Origin of the sequence: Paracoccus sp. SSJ (assembly GCF_030234105.1) — a bacterium.
GTDB classification, from domain to species: Bacteria; Pseudomonadota; Alphaproteobacteria; order Rhodobacterales; family Rhodobacteraceae; genus Paracoccus; species Paracoccus denitrificans.
The window spans coordinates 113,746-135,524 of record NZ_JASSPE010000009.1 but is presented as its reverse complement, the minus strand read 5'-3'; the positions used below and the strand labels follow the sequence as shown (position 1 = coordinate 135,524).

At 66.8% G+C, this 21,779-nt stretch carries 19 protein-coding genes, 1 pseudogene and 1 riboswitch; of the genes and pseudogenes, 6 read left to right on the top strand and 14 right to left on the bottom strand.

The window, feature by feature from the left end; all coding sequences use genetic code 11:
- The first annotated feature begins 1 nt into the window (after position 1).
- From trbG to QPR87_RS12135, 3 genes are read left to right on the top strand one after another with little or no spacing between them, the layout of a single operon-like run.
- Complete coding sequence (trbG, locus tag QPR87_RS12145) at positions 2–1,024, top strand: P-type conjugative transfer protein TrbG (RefSeq protein ID WP_285049694.1); 1,023 nt, start codon at positions 2–4, stop codon at positions 1,022–1,024.
- Complete coding sequence (locus tag QPR87_RS12140; protein ID WP_072462928.1) at positions 1,024–2,193, top strand: TraB/TrbI/VirB10 family type IV secretion system protein; 1,170 nt, start codon at positions 1,024–1,026, stop codon at positions 2,191–2,193. Before trbG ends, QPR87_RS12140 begins: the two co-directional genes overlap by 1 nt.
- Before the next feature lie 4 nt (positions 2,194–2,197).
- Positions 2,198–2,449, top strand: coding sequence for a DUF2274 domain-containing protein (locus QPR87_RS12135; protein ID WP_285049679.1), 252 nt, complete (start codon positions 2,198–2,200; stop codon positions 2,447–2,449).
- A 1-nt stretch (position 2,450) separates the two neighbouring features.
- Here the strand turns inward: QPR87_RS12135 and QPR87_RS12130 are convergent, their stop codons facing one another.
- The 6 genes from QPR87_RS12130 to QPR87_RS12105 all read right to left on the bottom strand — a co-directional run bounded on the left by QPR87_RS12130 (position 2,451) and on the right by QPR87_RS12105 (position 9,468).
- Positions 2,451–3,395 carry a LysR family transcriptional regulator gene (locus QPR87_RS12130; RefSeq protein WP_072462927.1) on the bottom strand — a complete coding sequence of 315 codons (945 nt, stop codon included), beginning with the start codon at positions 3,393–3,395 and terminating at the stop codon, positions 2,451–2,453.
- Between the two features lie 421 nt (positions 3,396–3,816).
- Complete coding sequence (gene hutX, locus QPR87_RS12125; protein WP_072462926.1) at positions 3,817–4,320, bottom strand: heme utilization cystosolic carrier protein HutX; 504 nt, start codon at positions 4,318–4,320, stop codon at positions 3,817–3,819.
- Complete coding sequence (gene hutW / locus QPR87_RS12120) at positions 4,301–5,758, bottom strand: heme anaerobic degradation radical SAM methyltransferase ChuW/HutW (RefSeq protein ID WP_285049678.1); 1,458 nt, start codon at positions 5,756–5,758, stop codon at positions 4,301–4,303. Before hutW ends, hutX begins: the two co-directional genes overlap by 20 nt.
- The gene (locus QPR87_RS12115) at positions 5,751–6,113 is read right to left on the bottom strand and encodes a hypothetical protein (RefSeq protein WP_285049677.1); all 363 of its coding nucleotides are present in this window, start codon (positions 6,111–6,113) and stop codon (positions 5,751–5,753) included. Before QPR87_RS12115 ends, hutW begins: the two co-directional genes overlap by 8 nt.
- Positions 6,114–6,122: 9 nt before the next feature.
- Positions 6,123–8,147, bottom strand: coding sequence for a TonB-dependent receptor (locus QPR87_RS12110; RefSeq protein ID WP_285049676.1), 2,025 nt, complete (start codon positions 8,145–8,147; stop codon positions 6,123–6,125).
- Between the two features lie 712 nt (positions 8,148–8,859).
- Positions 8,860–9,468, bottom strand: a complete 609-nt coding sequence (locus QPR87_RS12105; protein WP_285049693.1) for a TonB-dependent siderophore receptor — start codon at positions 9,466–9,468, stop codon at positions 8,860–8,862.
- A 75-nt stretch (positions 9,469–9,543) separates the two neighbouring features.
- On the opposite strand from QPR87_RS12105, the pseudogene QPR87_RS12100 reads away from it, so the two are divergent.
- A pseudogene (locus QPR87_RS12100) lies at positions 9,544–10,077 on the top strand (hypothetical protein); the annotation flags it as partial.
- Positions 10,078–10,245: 168 nt separating this feature from the next.
- Here QPR87_RS12100 and QPR87_RS12095 read toward each other — a convergent pair.
- The 4 genes from QPR87_RS12095 to QPR87_RS12080 form a co-directional block, all read right to left on the bottom strand.
- Positions 10,246–10,872: an anaerobic ribonucleoside-triphosphate reductase activating protein gene (locus tag QPR87_RS12095; RefSeq protein ID WP_072462922.1), complete on the bottom strand. Its 627-nt coding sequence runs from the start codon at positions 10,870–10,872 to the stop codon at positions 10,246–10,248.
- A complete protein-coding gene (gene nrdD / locus QPR87_RS12090) occupies positions 10,865–11,047 on the bottom strand; it encodes an anaerobic ribonucleoside-triphosphate reductase (protein ID WP_072462921.1) in 183 nt (60 codons plus the stop codon). The genes QPR87_RS12095 and nrdD overlap by 8 nt, the downstream gene beginning before the upstream one ends.
- A gap of 14 nt (positions 11,048–11,061) precedes the next feature.
- Positions 11,062–12,807, bottom strand: a complete 1,746-nt coding sequence (locus QPR87_RS12085; protein ID WP_285049675.1) for a ribonucleoside triphosphate reductase — start codon at positions 12,805–12,807, stop codon at positions 11,062–11,064.
- Between the two features lie 200 nt (positions 12,808–13,007).
- A riboswitch (cobalamin riboswitch) is annotated at positions 13,008–13,220 on the bottom strand.
- 246 nt (positions 13,221–13,466) lie between these two features.
- Positions 13,467–15,545 (bottom strand): TonB-dependent receptor, encoded by a 2,079-nt coding sequence (locus tag QPR87_RS12080; RefSeq protein ID WP_285049674.1) that lies wholly within the window; start codon positions 15,543–15,545, stop codon positions 13,467–13,469.
- 359 nt (positions 15,546–15,904) lie between these two features.
- Between QPR87_RS12080 and QPR87_RS12075 the strand changes: the two genes are divergently transcribed.
- Complete coding sequence (locus QPR87_RS12075; RefSeq protein ID WP_285049673.1) at positions 15,905–17,572, top strand: (2,3-dihydroxybenzoyl)adenylate synthase; 1,668 nt, start codon at positions 15,905–15,907, stop codon at positions 17,570–17,572.
- The gene (locus QPR87_RS12070) at positions 17,569–18,021 is read left to right on the top strand and encodes a chorismate mutase (protein ID WP_285049672.1); all 453 of its coding nucleotides are present in this window, start codon (positions 17,569–17,571) and stop codon (positions 18,019–18,021) included. The genes QPR87_RS12075 and QPR87_RS12070 overlap by 4 nt, the downstream gene beginning before the upstream one ends.
- Here the strand turns inward: QPR87_RS12070 and QPR87_RS12065 are convergent.
- From QPR87_RS12065 to QPR87_RS12050, 4 genes are read right to left on the bottom strand one after another with little or no spacing between them, the layout of a single operon-like run.
- Complete coding sequence (locus QPR87_RS12065) at positions 17,956–18,933, bottom strand: ABC transporter substrate-binding protein (protein ID WP_028716740.1); 978 nt, start codon at positions 18,931–18,933, stop codon at positions 17,956–17,958. The two genes, QPR87_RS12070 and QPR87_RS12065, sit on opposite strands and share 66 nt — an antisense overlap.
- Positions 18,934–18,946: 13 nt before the next feature.
- Positions 18,947–19,981, bottom strand: coding sequence for an iron ABC transporter permease (locus tag QPR87_RS12060; RefSeq protein ID WP_285049671.1), 1,035 nt, complete (start codon positions 19,979–19,981; stop codon positions 18,947–18,949).
- On the bottom strand, positions 19,978–20,976 hold the full coding sequence (locus QPR87_RS12055; protein ID WP_285049670.1) for a FecCD family ABC transporter permease: 999 nt from the start codon (positions 20,974–20,976) through the stop codon (positions 19,978–19,980). Before QPR87_RS12055 ends, QPR87_RS12060 begins: the two co-directional genes overlap by 4 nt.
- Positions 20,973–21,752, bottom strand: a complete 780-nt coding sequence (locus QPR87_RS12050) for an ABC transporter ATP-binding protein (RefSeq protein WP_285049669.1) — start codon at positions 21,750–21,752, stop codon at positions 20,973–20,975. The genes QPR87_RS12055 and QPR87_RS12050 overlap by 4 nt, the downstream gene beginning before the upstream one ends.
- Positions 21,753–21,779 lie beyond the last annotated feature (27 nt).

Genomic DNA, 21,779 nt, shown 5'->3' with positions numbered 1-21,779 from the left:
AATGATCGGCGCCCGGGCGAGAAGCTTGCCCCGATCCGTACTGGCCGTGGTCCTGCTGTCGGCCACCGCGCTGGCGGGCTGCGCCACCAGCAAGACTCCTCAATTCAGCTATGACGACACCGTGCCGCCCCTGCCATCGCCTCCTGCCGCCGTTGCAGAACCAGCTCCGAAACCGCTGCATGTGCCGCCGGGCTGGACCCCGGCAAAGGGCGGCAACGCGGCGGAAAACCCGGAAAGCCGGGTGACGAACGCCAATCTCGCCGCGCGGGTCGAGCCGCGCCGCGAGGGCTACTATAATGCCATCCAGGTTTATCCTTGGTCTGAGGGCGCGCTCTATCAGGTCTATGCCGCGCCCGGACAGGTCACCGATATCGCGCTGGAGCCGGGCGAGCGCCTGACCGGCACCGGACCCATCGCCGCCGGCGACACCGCCCGCTGGATCATCGGCGAGACCGAGAGCGGCAGCGGCGCGTCGCGCCGCGTACATGTGCTGGTCAAGCCGACCCGGCCCGAGATCAGCACCAATCTGGTGATCGCCACCGACCGGCGCCGCTATATGCTGGAACTGCGCGCCGACGCAGAAACCTGGATGCCGGCGGTGTCTTGGCACTATCCGGAAAGCGCGTCGTCTTCGGCAGTGGTGCAGCGACAGGCGCCTCCTGCAGCACCGGTAATCCCTGGGAAATCGGCGCGCAACCATCGCTACGGCTTGCAGGTCCAAGGCGCGAGCCCGCCCTGGCGGCCGGTCTCGGTCTTCGACGACGGTCGCCGGGTCCATGTGGTCTTTCCGCCCGGCATCGCGCAGGGCGAGATGCCGCCGCTCTTCGTCATCGGCCCGGACGGTGCGCCCGAGATCGTCAACAGCCGCGTCCACGGCAACGTGCTGATCGTGGACCGGCTCTTCGGCGTGGCCGAACTGCGCCTCGGGTCCGGCAAGCGCCAACAGGTGGTGCGGATTATCCGTATGGAACAGACACGGGCGGTCGCCCAACCGACCCGCGCACCGACGAAAGGCTCGTCCTGATGAGCGACAGGAACACCTCTGCCGCGCCGATGCGGCTGCGCGCCGAACCGCCGCGCGTCACCCGGCTGTCGCGCAAGGTGCTGGCGGGGATGGCTGCCATTGCCGCGCTCGGCATCGGTGCGGCGCTGATCTTCGCCCTGCAGAGTAAAGATGTGGAACGTGGCGGCGAGGAGCTGTTCTCCACCGAAAACCGCGCCACTGCCGACGGGCTGGCGGAACTGCCGCATGATTATAGCGGCCCCGCCCTCGGCCCGGCGCTGCCCGGCGATCTCGGCAAGCCGATCCTTGATGCCCGCAACCGCGGCGCGCCGGTGCCTGCAGCGGACATCTCCGCGCCGCTCGAGGCCGCACCCGCCATGGACGCGGCCGAGCAGCAACGGCTGGCCGAGGAGGAGGCCGCACGGCTCAGCGGCGTGTTCTTTCAGGGTGGGCCACGGCCTGCGGGCGGGTCGGACATGGGCGCAGGGCCAGCCGGTCAGACCCCAGGCGCGCTTGGTACCATGGGACAGCCCGGCGCCGCAGCCACGCAGGATCCGCATGCGGCGTTCCTGGGCGGCGCCGCAGATCGCATCACCGTTGCCCCGGATCGCGTCGAAGCCCCGGCCTCGCCCTACGTCCTGCAGGCCGGCTCGGTGATCCCGGCGGCGCTGATCACCGGCATCCGCTCCGACCTGCCCGGCCAGATCATCGCCCAGGTCACCCAACCCGTCTACGACAGCCCGACCGGCTCGTTCCTGCTGATCCCGCAGGGCACCCGCATCATCGGCGAATACGACGATGGCGTCCGTTTCGGCCAGCGCCGCGTGCTGCTGGTCTGGAACCGGCTGATCTTTCCCGACGGCCGCTCGCTGGTGCTGGAGCGCCTGCCGGGCGCCGATGCCGCCGGTTACGCCGGACTCGAGGACGGGGTCGATTATCACTGGGGAGAGTTGATGAAGGCCGCCGGTCTCTCGACCCTGCTGGCGGTGGGCACCGAACTCGCCGCCGGCGACGAGGAGGACCGGTTGATCCGCGCCATCCGCGACGGCGCCCAGGACACCGTCAATCAGACCGGCCAGAAGATCGTCCAGCGCCAGCTGCAGGTCGCCCCGACGTTGACCATCCGGCCGGGCTTCCCGGTCAGGATTCTTGTGGGGCGAGATTTGGTGTTCGAGAATGCGGGAGGATGACACCATGACGAAGCTGAAGCTGGGACCAATCGCGGATGATACGCCCGTGAAGCTGACCGTCGAACTGCCCGCCAGCCTGCACAGGGATCTGGTGCTTTACGGCGAGTTGCTGGGCCGCACAGGCTCGGGCGGAACGCGTGCCGCGGTCCCGCCGCAGAAACTGCTCGTGCCGATACTGGAGCGGTTTCTGGCCTCGGATCGCGGGTTCGCTAAGGCAAAACGGGGCGTCAGTGCTGGACGTCGACCTGGTGACTGACTCATCGTGCCTTGCTGTCTTGCGCCGACAGGGTCCGCGTCAGGCTGAGCAAGCGGCGCAGGGCCGGATTGTCGTTGCGTGGCGACCAGACCGCGCAGAAGGGCAGGGGCTCCGTTGCGAGCGGCCGGAAGACGACGCCGGGAAAAGTCGCGCCGGTTGTCGCTTCGCTGGTGAGCGTCAACCCGTTGCCCAGGGCGACCAGTTGCATCAGCGTGTCACGGGAGACTGGGCAGCGCTCGACACTGGGGTGATGACCCAGTTCCGACAGATACCGGACCAGATAGTCGTGGATCTCCGGTCCCGGACCGGCCTCGCTGACGACGAAATGCCGGTCACGCAATTCGGACCAGGCGATCCGCTTTCGGACCGTCAGATCGTCGTCCTTCGGAAGCGCCACGAACACCCGCTCCTGCCAGAAGACCTCGACATCGCATTCCGCCGCTTCGGGTGTGCCGGTCAGGAAGGCCACGTCCATGCAATGCTGGCGCACGGCGGCGATGTGATCGCTCGGGTTGCCTTCCACGATCACGCATCGCACACCGGGATGATCGTCGTTGTAGCGGCGCAGCAGATCGGCGAGGAAGCCCGAGGCCAGCGAGGCGAAGATGCCGATCCGCAATACGCCATGCTCGACCCGGCCGGCCGCGCCGACATCCTTGACGGCCAGGTCGACCTCGTTGAGCGCCCGCCGGGCATGCGTCAGGAACCTCCTCCCTGCATCGGTCAATGTCACACCGCGCTTGTGGCGGATGAAGAGCGCTGCGCCGGTCTCGTCCTCGAGATCGCGGATGCGCCGGCTGATCGCGGATTCCCGCACGCCGAGTTCACCCGCCGCCGCGCTGAAGCTGCCATGCTCCACCGCTGCGATGACATAGCGGAGGTGGCGCAATTCCATTATCCGATTTTTTCGCTGGTCGTCGGTCCATTTTTCATATCGGTTGGCCATAATTAAAAACTCCGCCGGCCCGCCGTTGGATATGTTTATATTAAGATACTGACAGCATTGGGCTGGGTCAATTATTGAGCTGTTGAAGATCAAATTTTATCGAGACTGACTTCCCTTCTAGTGTAAGCTTTGTTTCCCAGATTTTTGAGTGTAGTGTTGTTTATATAACGGGCATTCGTCGCAAAACAATAGTGTGGGGCTTTGCGGGGGATACGTTTAATTGAGGCGATTTGAGGTGGATTACTCGCCTGTGTAATCGGGGCGGTCTCAAATGGCCATTATTTATATACTTCTTCATTTGACTTCTCCTTGCGCTTGACATCAGCTCGCGGAACTCTGGTCAGTGAGTTGACACGCAGACAGGCGAGCCGATTAAAGCGTGACGGTCCCAAAACTTACGAGAGTCTTCGCCGTCACGGGTTCAAGCAGATATGAGGCGCGCTTCAAGCGCGTCGAAGGCGCTGATCTGCTCTGCCTTCAATTGTCGGCCCTCGTCGCGACCCAAATAGATCTTAAACATACAGAGGCCGTCCTTGGCGTAGAATTGTACTGAACGTGTTTCGATGCCGAATAGCTTTCGACGTACAAAAGCCACACGAGCGCAGGCTTCATATTTGATATGTCCCCCGATCGGCTTTCCGTGAAGGTTAAGCATGCCATTGCCGATTTCACTGTGGCCGAGCGGGGCCTTTACTTCCAGGATCACAGTCGGGGTGTGGACGATCAGGGTGATCTCACCCCAGCGGGCTATATCCTTCAGCACCTCGGGCAGTGTGGTGCCCGGCAGAGAGACAACCTCGCCTTCGGGCAGGGCGTCCAGAACGGCCAACGGTGTAGTGGCAGCCTTGCGGGCGATATCCTCGAGTGCAGCATGGGGCGTTTCGGCCAACGCGGCGCGAATGGGGTCAACTGTCAGGTCTGCCATGTCGGTCTCCAAGGTCAGGATGCTGGCGCAGCCAGGTGATGAGCCGCCCGGTCATGGCTACTTGCCAGAAACGGCCGGCCCGGGTCAGGCGGTGGAAGCGATGGTAGGGCTCCAGAAGACCAGCGCGGCTCCATTGCGCCAGCAGGGGGGCGGCATGGGTCGAGAAGCTGGCGGCTTCCGATCCGCAGACCCTTGCCAGCGCGGCGTCTACGGCGACTGTGTCGAGGCGTCCCCGCTCCATACCGGATTTCAGCGCATTGTGGATCGGGGCGGCGGGAGTGGCGCGCATCATGGCCGCGGTCAGGCAGGTGCCGGATCCTGCACGGGCGGCAAAATCGCGCAGGTCTGCCGTGATGCGATAGTTGAACCCACCCAGGAAGCCTCCCGCCCCGGCGCCGAAGGGCAGGCAATCGGCCCCTGTCTTGACCGCGAGATTGTAGACGTTGCGCTCGCGCAGGCTACCCTGCCAGTGGGTGGTCGAGATGGCGGACCAGCCCTCGGCCATCGCTGCCTCCTCGCCGGCGGCGAAATACGTCCCCAGGCTGGAGCCGGCCGCCGGATGCAGCTTTCCCTTCTCGATCGCGCTCAGCAGGGGCGTGCCCGCAATCAGACTCAGCGAGTAGAGATCCAGGCCGTCAAGCCCCAGTTGTGCGCAAAGCCGGACATCCCCGGCCACGTCCTCGGGGCTCTGCTGCGGCAGACCATAGATCAGGTCGACGACGACGGCCCCGCGATCCAGGCCGACGAGGCTCTCGAGCAAGGAAATGACGCCCGCGGTCCCCGCGCGCCGTCCCAGGGGGCGGCGAATGCGTTCCGAAAAGCTCTGGACTCCGACAGAGATGCGGTTGACGCCGGCATCGAAGGCGGCAAGTGCCTTGTCGCAGTCGAAGGACTGGACGCGGCCCTCCAGGGTGATCTCGCAATCGGGTACCAGCGGCAGACAGCGGCGAATGGCCATGACAAGTCGCGCAAGGTCGGGCGAGGCAAGCGCCGTCGGCGTACCGCCGCCGAGATAGACCGCCTGCAGCGGCGGGCCGTCATGTGCTGGGCTTCGTGCGAAGGACTCGAGCTGTGCGATCACCGCATCCACATAGGGCGGCCCTACGCTTGCGGACCACGGGTTCTGGTAGAAGCCGCAAAACAGGCAGTGGTTCTCGCAGAAGGGAACATGAATATAGGCGACGCCACGGTTCCTTCGCGGGCTCCTGTAAATTTCGTCCCAGTGTCTAGGAACAGTTCCTTCGGGCACCGGATCCATGCCGATGAAGGGATGGACGGCGCGCTTTCCGGGAAAGGCGTCGGCCAGCGGTTGCGGGCTTTCCGCAGCAAAGAGGTCTTCAAGCGTCGCTCTTTCCGCTGTTGGTGGAGCACTTCCAGGCGCGGCTGGAGGCTTTTCGCGCCGATGCGTCGGCGCCGCGACGAGGGCGGGCCTAGCCATCCGGCAGGACCGCCTGCGCCGAACGCGTGCAATAGATCGCCGGCTCCGCATGCTCCTTCGTCGTGCAAGCCTCTCCCTCGGCGAGGGGCGTGATGGCGTATCCGCCGGCCGAGGGCAGTTCGACCCGGTAGCGGTGGGTTTCTTCGGCCGGTCCAGCGCCGTGGACGAAAGGTGTCAGGCGCAGAGCCGTCTGCCCGCAAAGCGCGACCAGTGGCGGCTCCCCGGCATCGGTAAGGATGCCTACCACCGTTTCGCGGTCGATTTCGCATTCGGCCGCGTCCGCAGCGGGCGACAGCGTGACCCGCAGATCGCCGTCGGCGGTAAGCGTCAGCATCAGCAGCGCGGTTTCCAGCATGGCTTGCCCCTAGAAGGTTCTGGTCAGGAACAGGTTGAACGAGCGCTCGGCGCCCTCCATCTGCCCATAGGCTCGATACGAGCGGTTGGTGAGGTTGTTCAGTTCGACGGTCAGCGCAAGGCCGTCAGCAAGATCGGCCGAGGTGTGCAGGTTCAGCGTCGCGAATCCGCCGGTACCATCCACCACTTCGCCCGTATCGGCGCGCATTTCGACCCTGCTTTCACCGCGCAGGAACAGGTCGAAGATCCCGGCGACCTTGCCCAGGGACCAGTCCTTGCGCAGCCCCATGCGCCCGGCCAGTGCCGGCGTGCCGCTATCGCGGGTCTGGTAGCCGTTGGCATAGGTGAATTCGCGCTGCATCGCGCTGGCGGTGATATAGGGCGTCAGGCCGGCCGCCTCAAAGCGGCGCTCGGCATGCAACTCGATCCCCCAGGTTCGTGCGGCGTCGATGTTGCGATACTGGCTGACCGGATTTCGCGGATCGCTCGGGTCGATCACCACCGAAGCGATGTAATCGGTGGCGTCGCTGTAGAACAGCGTGGCATCCAGTAGCAGCGCGTTCCGGTCATAGCGCGCTCCCAGTTCGTAGGTCGTGGCGCGCTCGGGCTTCAGGTCGGGGTTTCCGATCAGCGTGCCTGCGCCGCCCGCAGTCGTGGACAGGAACAACTGGCTCAGGGAGGGATGGATGTAGCCCTGCGAGACATTGGCGCGTAGCGCGAAGCCGTGGTCCGACGACCACACCAGCCCGGCCGAGAACAGCGCAAGGCTGTCGTCGTTGGAACTGCGTGGCAGATCGGTGCCATTCTCTCGCGAGACATCATGGGTCGCTTTCACATCGTACCAGCGCCCGCCCAGGGTCAGCGTCATATCCCTGGATAGGTCGACCTCGTGCTGGCCGAAGACCGAGACGGTGCGGATGGCGGCATCGTCATAGCGCAGTCGCGTGGTGACGCTGGGAAAGGGCAGCATCGGCCCGCTGACCGTGGTGACCGTCACCTTGTCGGCCTTCAGCCGGTCGTCTTCGTATTCGATGCCGACGACGGTGCGGCTGTTGGTCGAGAACTGCATCTCGGCGCGCAGGTTCGCCCCCCAGGTCAGCTGCTCGTCGCGGGAATCCGACAGGACGTTCAGGCGCATGGGACCAGGGAACTGCGTTACCTCGTTGCGGAACACGCGGTCGACCGTCTGTCCGTAAAGATCGAAAGTCAGCCGGGTCAGCCAAGGAGCCAGATCCGTGCCTTCGTAGAACAGGCCGAGTTTTCGCAGGTCGCGTTTGGGAAGTTCGATGGCGAATAGCGGATCGCCCGTATGCACATTTGCCGCCAGATCATGGTTCAGCGCCTTCAGTCCGAAGTAATGGTCGCCGAGACGATAGCCGACATGGGCCGAGATGGTCCGGTCTTGCGTGTCGGACTGCTCCAGCACGCCTTCGGGCGTCCGGCGGTCGCCTTGGTCCATGCGGCCCACAGTTAGCCGGTAGTCCAGCTCACCCGCGCCAGCCGCGACCGTGCCCGCCGCACTGGCCGAGGCCCGATAGCCCTCGGTGGCCGAGATCCAGCCCGCGCCGGTCGTCACCTCCAGCGGCTTGGCGGCGCCGCGCTTGGTGATGATATTGATCACGCCGCCGATGGCCTGGCTGCCCGAGACCACCGAGGACGAGCCGCGCACGATCTCGATCCGATCGATCGAGGTGGGGTCGATCAGCACCGGCTGGCCGTAGTTCGTGTGATCGGTCAGCTTCTGCCCGTCGATCAGGATAGCGACCCGACGCGAGCTTTCGCCGCGGATCGAGATGCGCTCGATCCCTTCTTCGGAGATCTGGACGCCGGGCACGTCGCGCAGTAGCCCGGCCACCGAGACCGGGGTGCTGGCCGTGATCTTCTCGTGGTCGATCACGGTGATCGAGGCTGGGCTTTTCAGCAATTCGGTGGGCAGTGCGGTTGCGGTCAGGGTGATGGTGTCCAGCACCAACGGCTGGTCCTGGGCAAAGGCCGGAACTGGGCCGGTCAGGACAAGAACGAGGCCAAGGGTCATTGGGCCCGGAGATCGCGAGATCGACATGGCGTTCCTCTCTGCCCGCTCGGGGTGCATTCAGAGATTTGGGGAAAACCTAGCGATCCGCTGGGACGGAAGGGATGGGAGCATCCTTTGCCGATCCGCTAGCATATCCGGCAGCCGAATGCCTTGACTTTGATCAAGGCGGATTTGAAAATCCCACGTTCCAGCCGAATGGCTGGGACTAGACGCAAGACGCAAGCCAACCTCAACGGTAATCGCCTGTTCCTTGGATCGTGGATCACGCACCGATCGGGCGCAAGGCTGTCCATCCCGGCGTGAGAGCCTCGGCGGCATTTAGTTGCGAACGGCGGGTACAACAGCTTTCCTCTGAGCAAGAGGATTGCATTGTTTCATCCGTGTTTCTGTAAACCGGCCTGGCAGCAAACGGGGGCAAGGCTCGCAAGGGCATTACGTGCATATTTCCGTACGGCTGGGTATTGCAGCCGCAGCAATTGCTACATCCTCATCTACTGGAAGCACAGGATACCCAAGGGAAGCCCGGCTATTAGAAATGAGCGCAAGGATTTCTGAAAATTCGGTGGCGCCCTTTGGTCATGAGACCCTCTCGTTCTCCGTGCAGCATAAACTGCTTCCTATGACACCCAAGCCCAGCGGCTCAAAAAACAGTTGCAAGCCTTCTGCGCAATTCCTCGGGCTAACTATTCTCACCATATTGCCGGCCCCCGGATCACCACCGATAGTCGAGCGTGGCGATCACCGAGCGTCCTTCGCCGTAATAGCAGTTGGCCGAGGTCAGCGAGGCGCAGGAGGTGACATGGCGCTTGTCGAACAGGTTGCTGGCGCTCAGCCGAAGCATCACCCCCGCAAGCGACGGATCCTGTTTGCCGAAATCATAGCTCAACGCCGCATCGACCAGGGTAAAGGAGGGCAGCTCGATCTGGTTGTTCAGGTCGCCGAAGCAGCGCCCGACATGACGCAAGCCGCCGCCTATGCCCAGGCCCTCCAGCGCGCCGCTCTGGACGGTGTAATGGGCCCAGAGCGTCGCCTGATGCTCGGGCACGAGCTGGAGCTGGTTGCCCAGCTGCGCGGCGGTGTTGGTCCGGGTGATCTCGGAATCCTGCCAGGCGTAGGAGGCGACCAGATCGAACCCGGCCGCCAGATTGGCCTTGCCTTCCAGTTCGAAGCCGCGGACCTGCACCTCGCCGGTCTGCACCTGCGCCCAGGGGTTGCTGGCCGGCGGGTCGGGATCCTGAGTCAGGACGTTGGACTGCGTCAGCCGATATCTGAAGGCCGACCCGGTCACCAGTAGGATGTCGGCGGTGCGGGACCGGCGCATCATCATCGTCGATGCCCACCAGATCCATGCCGGGATCCGCATCCCCTCGGGCATCGAGGCCGGTGGCGCGCGGGAATGACCGTTTCCGCGACAGTCCCTGTCCGGCGACGGTCCCCGGGCCTGTCGCGGCTGATCCTTGGGCTGGCGGCGCTGATCGATCTCGCCCGCCGGCTGGGGCCGAGGATCGGCGACCTGTCCCGGGTGGACAGAATCGTGATCCACACCAGCCACCATACGCATCATGTCATCGGCACCGGCGCCAACGACCCGCAGAAGCTGGACCCCAAGGCCTCGCGCGAGACGCTGGACCATTCCATCATGTATATCTTTGCCGTGGCGCTGGAGGATGGCGGCTGGCACCACGAACGCTCCTATGCCCCCGAGCGCGCGAACCGGCCCGAAACCGTGGCGCTGTGGCACAAGATCACCACCGTCGAAGACCCGGAATGGACGCGGCGCTATCACGCCCGCGACCCGCGCGAAAAGGCGTTCGGCGGCCGCGTCGCGGTCACGCTCAGGGACGGCCGGGTGATCGAGGACGAACTGGCGCTGGCCGACGCCCATCCCGACGGCACCCGCCCCTTCGTGCGGGAAAACTATGTCCAGAAGTTCCTGACCCTGTCGGACGGCATCATCGCCACCGCCGAGCAGCACCGCTTCCTCGACGCGGTGCCCGCAGCGTGCTGCCCGCGCAGGGCGCAAGCGCTTACCGCTCCGCCGGTCCATCCGCCAGCAGCTTCGCGGCGATATGCCGGCCGCGCGGAAGGGGCCGGACCTTCAGTCCCGCAGGTGAACGGGTCGGCTCCGCCGCACGCCGGTGTGGCGGCAGGTCTGCAAGACATGGTCGGCGACACCCAGCGCCGCCAGTTCCGCGCCCATCTGCGCCAGTGCCGCCTCGTCGATCAGTTCGGGATCGACCGTCGTGCGCACCTGATGGGCCGTGCCGCTGGCCAGCAGCAGCCGCAGGCTTTCCCTGGCCCTGTCGCCGCTGCCGGCCGCGCCCGTCACCCGCCGATAGCCGGAAAACGGCGCCTTCACGTCGAAGCCGACCCAGTCGCAAAGCGGCAGCACCGCCGCAAGCCGGGCCGGGTAAGGGCCGGCCGTATGCAGGCCGGTCCTGAACCCCAGGTCCCGGACCGCCCGCATCGCCTGGGGCAGGCCGCGCTGAAGCGTCGGTTCCCCGCCCGAGAACACCACGCCGTCGAGCAGGCTGCGCCGTCCCGCCAGAAAGCCCAGGATCTCTTGCCAATCCAGCGCCCCCTCGGCCTCGGGCGGGATGAGATGCGGGTTGTGGCAATAGGGGCAGTCCCAGGGACAGCCCTGCAGGAAAAGGGTGGCGACCAGCTCGCCCGGCCAGTCGCAGCTGGAGAGGCGCTGCAGGCCGCCGATGCGGATCTCAGCCAAGATCGGCCTGCCGCTCGCTGAAATACAGCCGCTCGCGGAATTCGCCCTTCTTGCCGCGGTTGAACGAGGATACCGGGCGGTGATAGCCCATCACCCGCGTCCAGATCTCGCAGGGCTGGCGTTCCTCATCCGCCAGCAGGATCTCTTCCGGTCCGGTTTTCCGGTCGTCGAACATGGTCTTTTCCTTTCTCAATGCGCGGCCGATTGCCGCTTTTTCGCGATAAGCTCTTCGTCGCAGCGCGGGCAGAACGCGTGTTCGCCCGCGATATGGCCATGCCTGGGGCAGACCGAGAATGTCGGCGTGACGGTGATGTAGGGCAGGCCGAAGTTCTCCAGTGCCCGGCGCACCAGCTTGCGGCAGGCCTCGGCCGAGGACAGCTGCGTGCCCATGTAGAGATGCAAGACCGTGCCGCCGGTGTATTTGCGCTGCAGCGCCTCTTGCCGTTCCAGCGCCTCGAACGGGTCGTCGGTAAAGCCGACCGGAAGCTGGCTCGAGTTTGTGTAGTAAGGCTCGTGTTCGGTGCCGGCCTGGAGAATGCCGGGGAAACGCTTGCGGTCCTCCTTGGCGAAGCGATAGGTGGTGCCCTCTGCCGGCGTCGCCTCCAAGTTATAGAGATGTCCGGTCTGTTCCTGGAAGGCGGTGATGCGCGCCCGCAGATGGTCGAGCAGCCGCAGCGCGAAGCCATGGCCCCAGCTCGTGGTGATGTCATGTGCATCGTCGGTGAAGTTGCGGATCATCTCGTTGATGCCGTTCACGCCCAGGGTCGAAAAATGGTTGCGCAGCGTGCCCAGGTAGCGCCGGCTATAGGGAAACAGCCCGTCGTCCATCAGCCGCTGGATCACCCGGCGCTTGATCTCCAGGCTGTCGCGGCCCAGGTCGAGCAATTCGTCCAGGCGACGCCGGAGCCCGGCCTCGTTGCCCTTGTGCAGATGGCCCAGCCGCGCGCAGTTGACGGTGACGACGCCCAGCGAGCCGGTCTGCTCGGCGCTGCCGAACAGGCCGTTGCCGCGTTTCAGCAGCTCGGTCAGGTCCAGTTGCAGCCGGCAGCACATGGACCGCACCATGTTCGGCTTGAGGTCCGAGTTCAGGAAGTTCTGGAAATAGGGCAGGCCGTATTTCGCCGTCATCGCGAACAGCAGCTTGGCGTTCTCGCTGTCCCAGGGAAAGTCCGGCGTGATGTTGTAGGTCGGGATCGGAAAGGTGAAGACCCGGCCCTTTTCGTCGCCGCGCGTCATCACCTCGATATAGGCGCGGTTGATCATGTCCATCTCGGCCTGCAAGGCGCCATAGGTGAAATTCATTGGCTGACCGCCGATCACGGGCACCTGGTCGCGCAGATCCTCGGGGCAGACCCAGTCGAAGGTCAGGTTGGTGAACGGGGTCTGCGTGCCCCAGCGCGAGGGGACGTTGAGGTTGAAGATCAGCTCCTGCATGGCCTGCCGCACCTCGGCATAGCCCAAGCCATCCTTGCGGATGAAGGGGGCCATATAGGTGTCGAAGGAACTGAAGGCCTGCGCGCCGGCCCATTCGTTTTGCAGCGTTCCCAGGAAGTTCACGATCTGGCCGATGGCGCTGGACAGGCGTTTCGGCGGCCCGGCCTCGACCTTGCCGGGGACGCCGTTGAAGCCCTCGGTCAGCAAGGTGCGCAGCGACCAGCCGGCGCAATAGCCGGCCAGCATGTCGAGGTCGTGGATATGCAGGTCGCCCCGGCGGTGCGCCTCGCCCATGGCAAGCGGATAGACATGCGACAGCCAGTAGTTGGCCACCACCTTGCCCGAGACGTTCAGGATCAGCCCGCCGAGCGAATAGTCCTGGTTGGCGTTGGCATTCACCCGCCAATCGGCACGGTTCAAGTATTCGTTGACCGACGAGGCGACATCGACGGCGACATCCCTTGCCGGCGCGGCGGGCGGGGGCGTAAGCGGCGCCGGCATCAACGCGCCCTCCCTTGCCTGCGGCTTGCTGCCGCCCTTGCGGTGCTGCGGACGGCGACGCCGGCCTCGGCAGGTCTGGTGGTGAAGAATGGCCGCATCTGTTCCCCGTGCTGCTGTGGGCGGGGCAGGCCAGGACGCATGGAGCCCTGCGGCGACAAGGCCGCATTGCCAGGCGCACCGCCGGGACACCCCGCCCGTGGTTCATCGTCATCGTCACGGCAGGTCTCCTGGCTCGCAGGTCGCGGCCCTTGCCGGCCTTCCCAATGCCGTGCGGCACCAGTGGCGTGATCCGGCGCAGGCTCGCTGCTTACAGTTGCGGGGGCAGCGCCGGCCTTGCTCCGAAAGGCGCACCGGCTTCCCTCTTCGCTTTCGGGCCGGATCGACCCGAAAGAACCGTGATGCCTACATATAGGGATTAAGGCGCCGTATCCGTCAAGATGTTGTATTGACCTGCGACACTTTGTCCAAGAGAGGAAGTCAGACCGCTCACAACAACGGGTGCAGCGGACCTGAAGCAGGCCGATACGGTTTTGTACATGCAAATTTTCTGCTCGTGGTAGAGCGTCGTACAATTCGGAACCGGCCAGTCCAGGCCCGATGGATCAGCAGGCTCTTAGAGAAGATGAATGCCCCGATCCTTGTCGGGGCATTCGTTCGCATCAGAAGGTCATCTTCAGGCCGATACCCAGCTCGCGTGGCTCGACCACGGTGGCCTCGAAGCCGCCGATCGAGCGGCTGGCCCGCAGATAGGTCACCGAGCGGTCGTCGAACAGGTTGTTGACATAGGCGAAGGCCTGCAGGTTCTCGCGCGGTTGCCAAGTCAGCCGGGCATTGGCCACGGTATAGGAATCGACCCAGGTGTCGCGGTCCTCGTTGTCGTCGGAATAATAGCCGTCGGTATGGCGCAGCTGGCCGCTGAGCCGCCATTCCGGGGTGATGTCCCAATCGGCCGCCAGCGAAAGCGTATAGTCCGGGGACCGGCCGAAGCGATGGCCCTGGTAATCCGCCGCCGCGCTGGTGAAGCGGCTGATCTCGGTATGCAACAGGCCCAGCCCCGCCTTGACCCGCAGATTGTCGCGCAGCAGATAGTCCATCCCCAGTTCCAGGCCATAGGACTTGGCGCGCTCGGCATTGACGGTGATCGAACTGCCGATGTTCTCGGGCAGGCTGGTCACGACATAGCGCTGCGCATCATGGAGCTGGGTGTAGAACAGGTTGCCGGTCAGTTCCAGCCGGTCGTCCAGCAACCGGGTGCGGCCGAAGATCTCGTAGTTCCACGAGGTCTCGGCATCGAAGGGCACGTATTCCCCGCTGGTCAGGTTCAGCGTCACCCCGCCCGGGTTGTAGCCCTTGCTGATCATGGCGCCGATGCGGGTCGACTCGTCCAGGTCATAGGCCAGCGCGATCCTGGGCAGCCAGGCGTCGAAGCTTTCGTCGTAATCCAGCACGTTCGGGGTAAAGCTCGACACGCCGCGCCGGGTGATGTCGTCGCGCTGATAGCGCAGCCCGCCGGTCAGGCTCCAGCGGTCGGCAAGGCGCCAGGTGGTTTCGGCGAATATCCCCAGGCTGTCCTTGCGGTCGTCATAGGTGGTGGTGCCGCGGTAATCCAGAAGCTCGTCCGAATCGGTGCGCGAGACGAACAGTCCCGCTACGCCGCTGATCCGGTCCTCGGGCGTCCCGAAGGTTACGCGCGTCTCGTTCGAGGTCACGTCCTGATCCAGGATCGCTGTGCCCGCGCTGACCGGCTCGGTCGAGCGTTTGACCCAGATGTCGGAATATTGCAGCTGGTTGAACAACGTCCAGCCATTGCCGAATTCATAGCTGACATCAAGGATGGTGGTGTTCGTGCGCAGCCGCCAGCTGGGATTCGAGGCGGTGGCGCTTTCCAGATCCTCATAGGGCTCGGTCGCGGCTTCCCAGTTCGGCCGGTTGGTCAGGCTGTGCGAGAAGGTCAGCTTGCCCTCGAGCCCCGGGATCTCCTGCGGCTGCCACAGCAGCTTGGCGCGGATGGTGCGGGATTCATGGTCCTGGTCGGTCGAGCCCACCGCGAAGTCGGGGTTGGTATAGTCGATGTAATTGTCGCGCGCCCAGTAGTCGACGGCGATGCGCCCGGCCAGATCCTCGGACAAGGGCCCCGAGGCCATCAGGCTGGCGCGGCGGCGGCTGTGGCTGCCATATTCCAGCTGCGCGGCGCCCTCGGGCTGGAAAGTCGGATCCTTGGTCTTGACGATGATCGCCCCGGCGATCGAGTTCGCGCCCTGGGTCGCGGTCTGCGGGCCGCGAAAGACCTCGATCGACTCGACGTCCCAAAGCGCCTGGCTGCCCCAGACGATCTCGTTGTAGCCCAGATAATGCCCGTCCAGATTGAAGGCCAGCCGCGGGGCCGTGCCGCCGAAGAAGGCCACCGCGCCGGAATTCGGACCCTCGCTGTCCTGCCCGCGAATGGTGGGGGCGCCGCCTTGGCCGCCCGAGGCGACATAGGTCACGTTGGCGATGCCCGTCGCCGCATCGGCGATGCTGTCCTGCCCGCCGCTCTCCTCAAGGTCGCGCGTGGTCAGGACGGCCACCGAAGAGGCGGTATCCTTGATGCTGCGCGCCTGCTTTTCGCCGGTCAGGACGATTTCGTCCAGCCGCAGCGTCTCGGCCATGCCCTGATTGTCCTGAGCCAGCGCGGGGGCCGTGGCCAATGCCAGCATGGCGACCGTGCCAAGCAGCACCGGGATTTTATGTCCATTCATCTCCAAACCCTATCCAGATCTACTGCGGGCTGGCGAATGCTGGCTGCGATTTGCGATTCCGTTCCGCCGGCGGGAAACCGCCGAGCGACAGCGCCGGGTTAACCGATTGACAAGGCTTGGGGCAAGGGGTGGCGGCGCCTGGGAATCCAGGGCGTGACCCCTGCGCCACAACCTGCGCCGCAGGATCACTTTACACCCATCTGCAGTTGTGCGACAGTAATCCGATAAAAAAGATAAGATACCGTGCGTTCAGCCCTCCGCCAGTCGTCACGGTCGGGATTTCGGCGGAGCGGACATGGTCCTCCCTATCAAGGAAGATTTGCCCACCCTTCGCCAGCGGATTGCGAAAGGAGATTGCTGTGGCAGATCACGCTCTGGACTGGCAGGCCCGCTGCCCGTTCTGGCCCCGGGACGTCGCTGACCGTTACCGCGAGGCCGGGATCTGGCGATACGAGACATTCTTCGACCTGCTGGCGCGGCAAGCCGGGCGGCTGGGTCGGCGGATCGCCCTGATCGACGATGCGCGGCAGATCGGTTACGACCGGTTGCACCGCGATGCGCTGGCATTGGCGGGCGGGCTTTCGGCGCTGGGACTGGTTCGCGGCGACCGGGTGGTGGTGCAATTCCCCAATTGCGGGGAATTCGTCACGCTGTTCTTCGCGCTTTGCCGGCTGGGCGTCGTGCCGGTGCTGGCCTTGCCCGGGCATCGCGACCTTGAGCTTGGCCAGTTTGCCGATTTCACCGGCGCCCGCGCGATCCTGACGGCGCAGGAGCCCGGGGGGTATGACATGGTGGCGCTGGCCCGGCGGGTGCAGGACAAGGTTCCCTCGGTCCGGCATGTGGTGGTGCTGGGCGACGGCCGGGACGCGACGCCCTTCGACAGCCTGTTCCGTCCCGATCTCCCGTTGCCGGCCGGTCCCAATGCCGAGGACGTGGCCTGTTTCCAGATCTCGGGCGGGACGACCGGCGTGCCCAAGCTGATCCCGCGCCGGCACATGGAATATCTTTACAACATCCGCATGGCGGTGGCGGCCAGCGGGCTGGACGGCGATACGCGCTATCTGTGCGTGCTGCCGATGATGCACAACTTCCCGATGGCCTGCCCGGGTTTCCTGGGCACGCTGCAGGCCGGGGGCACGGTGGTCGTCGCACCCGAGCCCGAGGCCGGGATCTGCTTCGACCTGATCGCCCGCCATCGCGTCACGATGACCGCGCTGGTGCCGCCGCTGGCGCTGCTGTGGCTGGATGCGCAGGCCGGGCTGGGGGCGGACCTGTCCTCGCTGCAGCTGCTGCAGGTCGGCGGCGCCAAGCTGAACCCGTCCAGCGCCCGGCGCATCCGGCCGGAGCTGGGCTGCCAGCTGCAGCAGGTCTTCGGCATGGCCGAGGGGCTGGTCTGCTTCACCGCGCTGACCGACAGCGAGGAGCGTATCGTGAACACCCAGGGCCGGCCCATGTCGCCCTGGGACGAGCTGCGCATCATCCGCCCGGACGGGCGCGAGGCCGCCATCGGCGAGCCGGGCGAGCTGCAGGTCCGCGGCCCCTACACGATCCGCGGCTATTACGACATGGCCGGGCACAATGCCCAGGCCTTCACCGCCGACGGCTTCTATCGCTCGGGCGACATCGCGCGGCGCGACGCCGACGGCGCGATCACCGTCGAGGGGCGGGCCAAGGACCAGGTGAACCGGGGCGGCGAAAAGATCGGCGTGGACGAGGTCGAGGATCTGCTGGTCGCCCATGCCTCGGTGCTGGATGCGGCGGTGGTGGGGCGGCCCGATGCGCTGATGGGCGAAAGGCTTTGCGCCTTCGTGCTGGCCGCGCCGGGCACCACGCCCCGGCCGGGGGCGTTGCGCCGCCACCTGGCCGAGGCCGGGCTTGCCGCCTTCAAGATCCCCGACGAGGTGATCGTGCTGGATCGCTTTCCGCAAACCGGCGTCGGCAAGGTCAACAAGCGCCAGCTGCGCGAGCAACTGCGCGAGGCGCATTTCCCCGATCCCGTCGCCGCGCGGCAGGAGGAGCGTGCATGAGCCCGGCCGTCGTGGTGCCCGAGGATCTGGCGCCGGACCTGGTCCCGCCGGAAGCGGTGGCGGGGCTGGGCGACGTCCGGCGCGGCATCGACATGATCGACGCCCGCATCGTCGGGCTGCTGGGGCTGCGGCTGCGCTATGTGCTGGCCGCGGCGGACTTCAAGCCCGACATCGCCTCGATCCCCGCGCCGGAGCGGGTGCGGCAGATGCTGGACGAACGCGCGGCCTGGGCCGCCGAGGCGGGCCTCGCCCCCGATTTCATCGGCCCCCTGTTCGGGCAGGTGGCGGAATGGTTCATCCGCCAGCAGGTGGCGCATTGGCGGGCCTGCCGCGCAGAGCGGCCGGCCGCAGACCGCCGGTCGTCGGCCCCGGCGCCCTCGCCGTCAGCGCGGCCCCCCGGCCAGCCAGCCCTCGACCGCGTCGAGCGTGTGCATGGCGCTGGCGACTGAAGGGCTGGTGACCCTGGCGGAATCCAGGAACACCACCCGCCCCTCGCGCGCCGGGGCCATGAAACGGTCCCAGCCGGGCGAAAGCCGGTCCAGCGCCGCGCGCGCGGCCGCCTCGTCCCGCGCCGGGGCGGCGAAGCTGGTCATCACCAGCAGCAGGTCGGGGTTCAGGCCGGCCAGGCTTTCGGCCCCGACGGGCAGGATCAGCATCGAGCGCGACTGCCGGGTCGAGCCCTCGCCGGCGATCTCGGCCCGGCGATAGCCCAGGTCCTCCAGGGCCTGCACCGCGCCGGACATGCCGGCCACGACATTGGCCTGGTCGGTCAGCATGACGATGAGATAGGTCCTTTCCCCCGGCGCCTTGGGCAGGCGATCGGGAAACCGGCCGCGCAATCCGTCAAGCCGGGCCTGATAGGCGGTCCTGAGTTCGCGAAAGCGGTCCTCGCGATGCAGGACGCGCGCCAGCTCCTCCTGCACGCTGAAGCCGTGGGCGGTCGCGGCGCTGCTGTTCTGCAGATAGACCGGCGCCGCCTGGGACAGGGCCTTGGCCTTGCCGGCATCGTAATCGGTGCCGATGATCAGGTCGGGCCGCAGCGCGCGCAGCTTTTCCAGGTTGATGCTGCCCACCGGGCCGATCCCGGGGATCGGGTCGGCATCCTTGGAACGTCCCAGCATCTCGTGCAGGAAATCCACCGCGGTCAGGCTGGAGCCGTCGTCGCCCCGGCCGTAGATTCCGACGACCGGCACGCCCAGCTCGATCAGCGGCACCGCCAGCACCGGCTCGTGCAGCGCCACGACGCGCTGCGGGTCGTCGGGGATCCGCACCTGCCGCCCCGTATCGTCGGTCACCTCGGCGGCCTGTCCCGTCCCGATGGCGGCCAGCGCCACAAGGGCGGTCATCAGCAATCGGCGCATCTCGTCCTCCTTTTCAGCTTGAACTCATCCGCAGGAACAGCCGCATCCGCATCGCCAGCACGAAAAGCGGCGCGCCCAGCGTCACCAGGACCAGCCCGACCGGCAGGCCGATATCGGTGCCGGCGTTGCGCGCCAGCATGTCGGCCGCCGTGACCAGCAGCCCGCCGGTCAGCGCCGCCAGCACCAGACGCGCCCGGCCCGAGGCGGGCGACAGCGCCGCCGCCAGCTGCGGCGCCATGACCCCGAGGAACATCAGCGGCCCCACCGCCGTCAAGGCGGCCGAGCTCAGCAGCACCGCAACGATCAGGACCGCCACCCGCGCCCGTGCCGCATCCAGCCCCAGCGCCATCGCCATGGGCGCGCCGAGGTCGATCAGCCGCAGCGCCCGGCCAAGCAGCAGGATGGCGATCGGGCTGGCGGCGAACCATGGCGCCAGCATCGTCACCCGCGGCCAGTCGGCCAGGGCCAGCGACCCGGCCATCCAGCCGGCCAGCGCATGCGAGGTCTCGGGCGGGGTATAGAGGACCAGCACCGCCGTCACCGCCGAAAGCGTCGATTCCAGCGCAATGCCCATCAGCAGCACGGCCAGCCCGCCGGCATGGCCGCGGACCAGCGCCAGCAGCAGCGCCGCGACCGCAAGGCCGCCCAGCAGCGCCGCGCCCGGCAGCCATGCCGGCGGCAGGCCGGGGGCCAGCACGGTCAGGACCATGATCGCCACCATCGCGCCCTGCGACAGGCCCAGCAGGCCCGGATCGGCCAGCGGATTGCGGGCCAGCGATTGCAGCATGGCGCCGGCCAGCGCCACCGACCAGCCCGCCATGAAGCCCAGAAGCAGGCGCGGCAGCCGCACCTGGTAAAGCGCGAAAGCCTGATCCGCATCCCGCGGCGCCAGCAGGTCCAGCCGCGTCTCGCCCCAGGACAGCGAAACCGCCCCCAGCCCCAGGCTCGCCAGCGTCAGGGCCAGCGCGGCGGCCAGATTCGCCAGTCCGATCTGCATCCCGCCCGGCAGGCGCAGCACGCGGCGGCCGTCCAGGGCGCGGCTGCTCATGCCTCGGCTCCGCGCAGGTAGAAGCGGCGCACCATCAGCATGAAGGCGATGCCGCCCAGAAGCTCCAGCACGACGCCGGTATGCAGCGCCAGGGGGGCAAGCGCCATGCGCGCGATCAGGTCGGCCAGCAGGCACAGGCAGGCCCCGGCCAGGGCGCAGCCCGGCAGCAGCGCCCCGAAGCGCGCGCCGGTCAGCGGCCGCACCAGATGCGGCACCACCAGTCCCAGAAACCCCAGCGGTCCGCAGATCGCCACAGCCGAGGCCGAGGCCAGCACCGCCGCCCCCAGCGCCAGAAGTTGCGTGCGCGCCACGTCGATGCCCAGCGAGGCGGCCTTCTCGGCCCCCAGCGCCAGCAGCGACAGCCGGCGGGCCAGCAGCAGCATCGCCGCCATGCCAAGCGCCGCCAGCCCCCAGAAATCCGCCAGCCTTTCGGCATGGACATGGCTGACATTGCCGCCCAGCCAGCCCAGGTAATCCTGCCGCAGCGCCGGATCGGACAGCAGCAGCGCCTGCGTCAGCCCGCCCAGGAACATCGAGACGATCGCGGCGGACAGGATCAGCGCCAGCCCGCGCGGATCATGCGCATGGCCGGCCAGCCGCGCGACGCCGAGGCTGGCCAGAAAGCCCAGGCCGCCGCCCGCCAGCGCGGCCGATCCCTGCGCCCGCGGCTCCAGCCCCAGCAGGAAGGCGCCGGCCACCACCGCCAGCGCCGCCCCGGCATTGATCCCGACCAGCGAGGGCGAGGCCAGGGGATTGCGCAGCACGCCCTGCAGGACCGCCCCCGACATGGACAGCGCCGCCCCGGCCAGCATGGCGATCAGCGCGCGCGGCAGGCGCTGGTAGATCACTATGACATCCGCCTGCCGCGTCTCGTCGAAGCGGGCCAGCGCGGCCCATATCCCCGAGGGCGGGATCCAGCTTTCGCCCGCCGACAGCGCCAGCAGCAGGCAAAGCGCCAGCGCCAGCGCCGCAAGGACCGGAAAGCCGCGCCTCATGCGCTGGGCTCCGGCAGGGCGGGCAGGCAGATCCGCCGACCCTCGTGGCGAATGACCTGCGCGTCGAGGTCGAAGACCTCGCGCAGGTTCGCGGCGTTCAGGACCTCGGCCACCGGCCCCGAGGCGCGGGCCTCGCCCCCCGACATCATCACCACCTCGTCGGCGAAGCTCAGCGCCAGGTTCAGGTCGTGCAGGACCGAGACCACCGTGCGGCCATGGCGCCGCGTCAGGTCGCGCACCAGCCCCAGCAGGGCATATTGATAGGTGACGTCCAGGTGGTTCACCGGCTCGTCCATCAGCACGACGGGCGTGTCCTGCGCCAGCACCATGGCGATGAAGGCGCGTTGCCGCTGGCCGCCGGACAGGGCGTTGACCGGCAGATGCGCCTGATCCTGCAGCCCGACGATGCGCAGCGCCTCGCGAAACAGCAGCCGGTCGCGGTCGTCCGGCCCGGCGAAAAGCCCCTGCCGGGCATGGCCGCCCATCTCGACCAGCTCGCCCAGGGTCAGGTAGTCGGGGCAATGATTCTCTTGCGGCAGCCAGGCGATGCGCCGTGCCAGCGCCCGGCGCGGGATGCGCGCCATGGGCACGCCGTCCAGCGTGACGCGGCCGGCCTGGGGACGCAGAAAGCCCATCACCGCCTTCAGCAGCGTCGATTTGCCGCAGCCGTTCGGCCCGACCAGCGCGGTGAAGCGCCCTGGCGCGAAGCTGGCGTCCAGCCCGCGAATGACCGGCTTTCGGCCATAGCCGACCGTCAGGCCCTGGATGCGGATCACGTTTTCACTCCGGCTGGCAATCGCGTC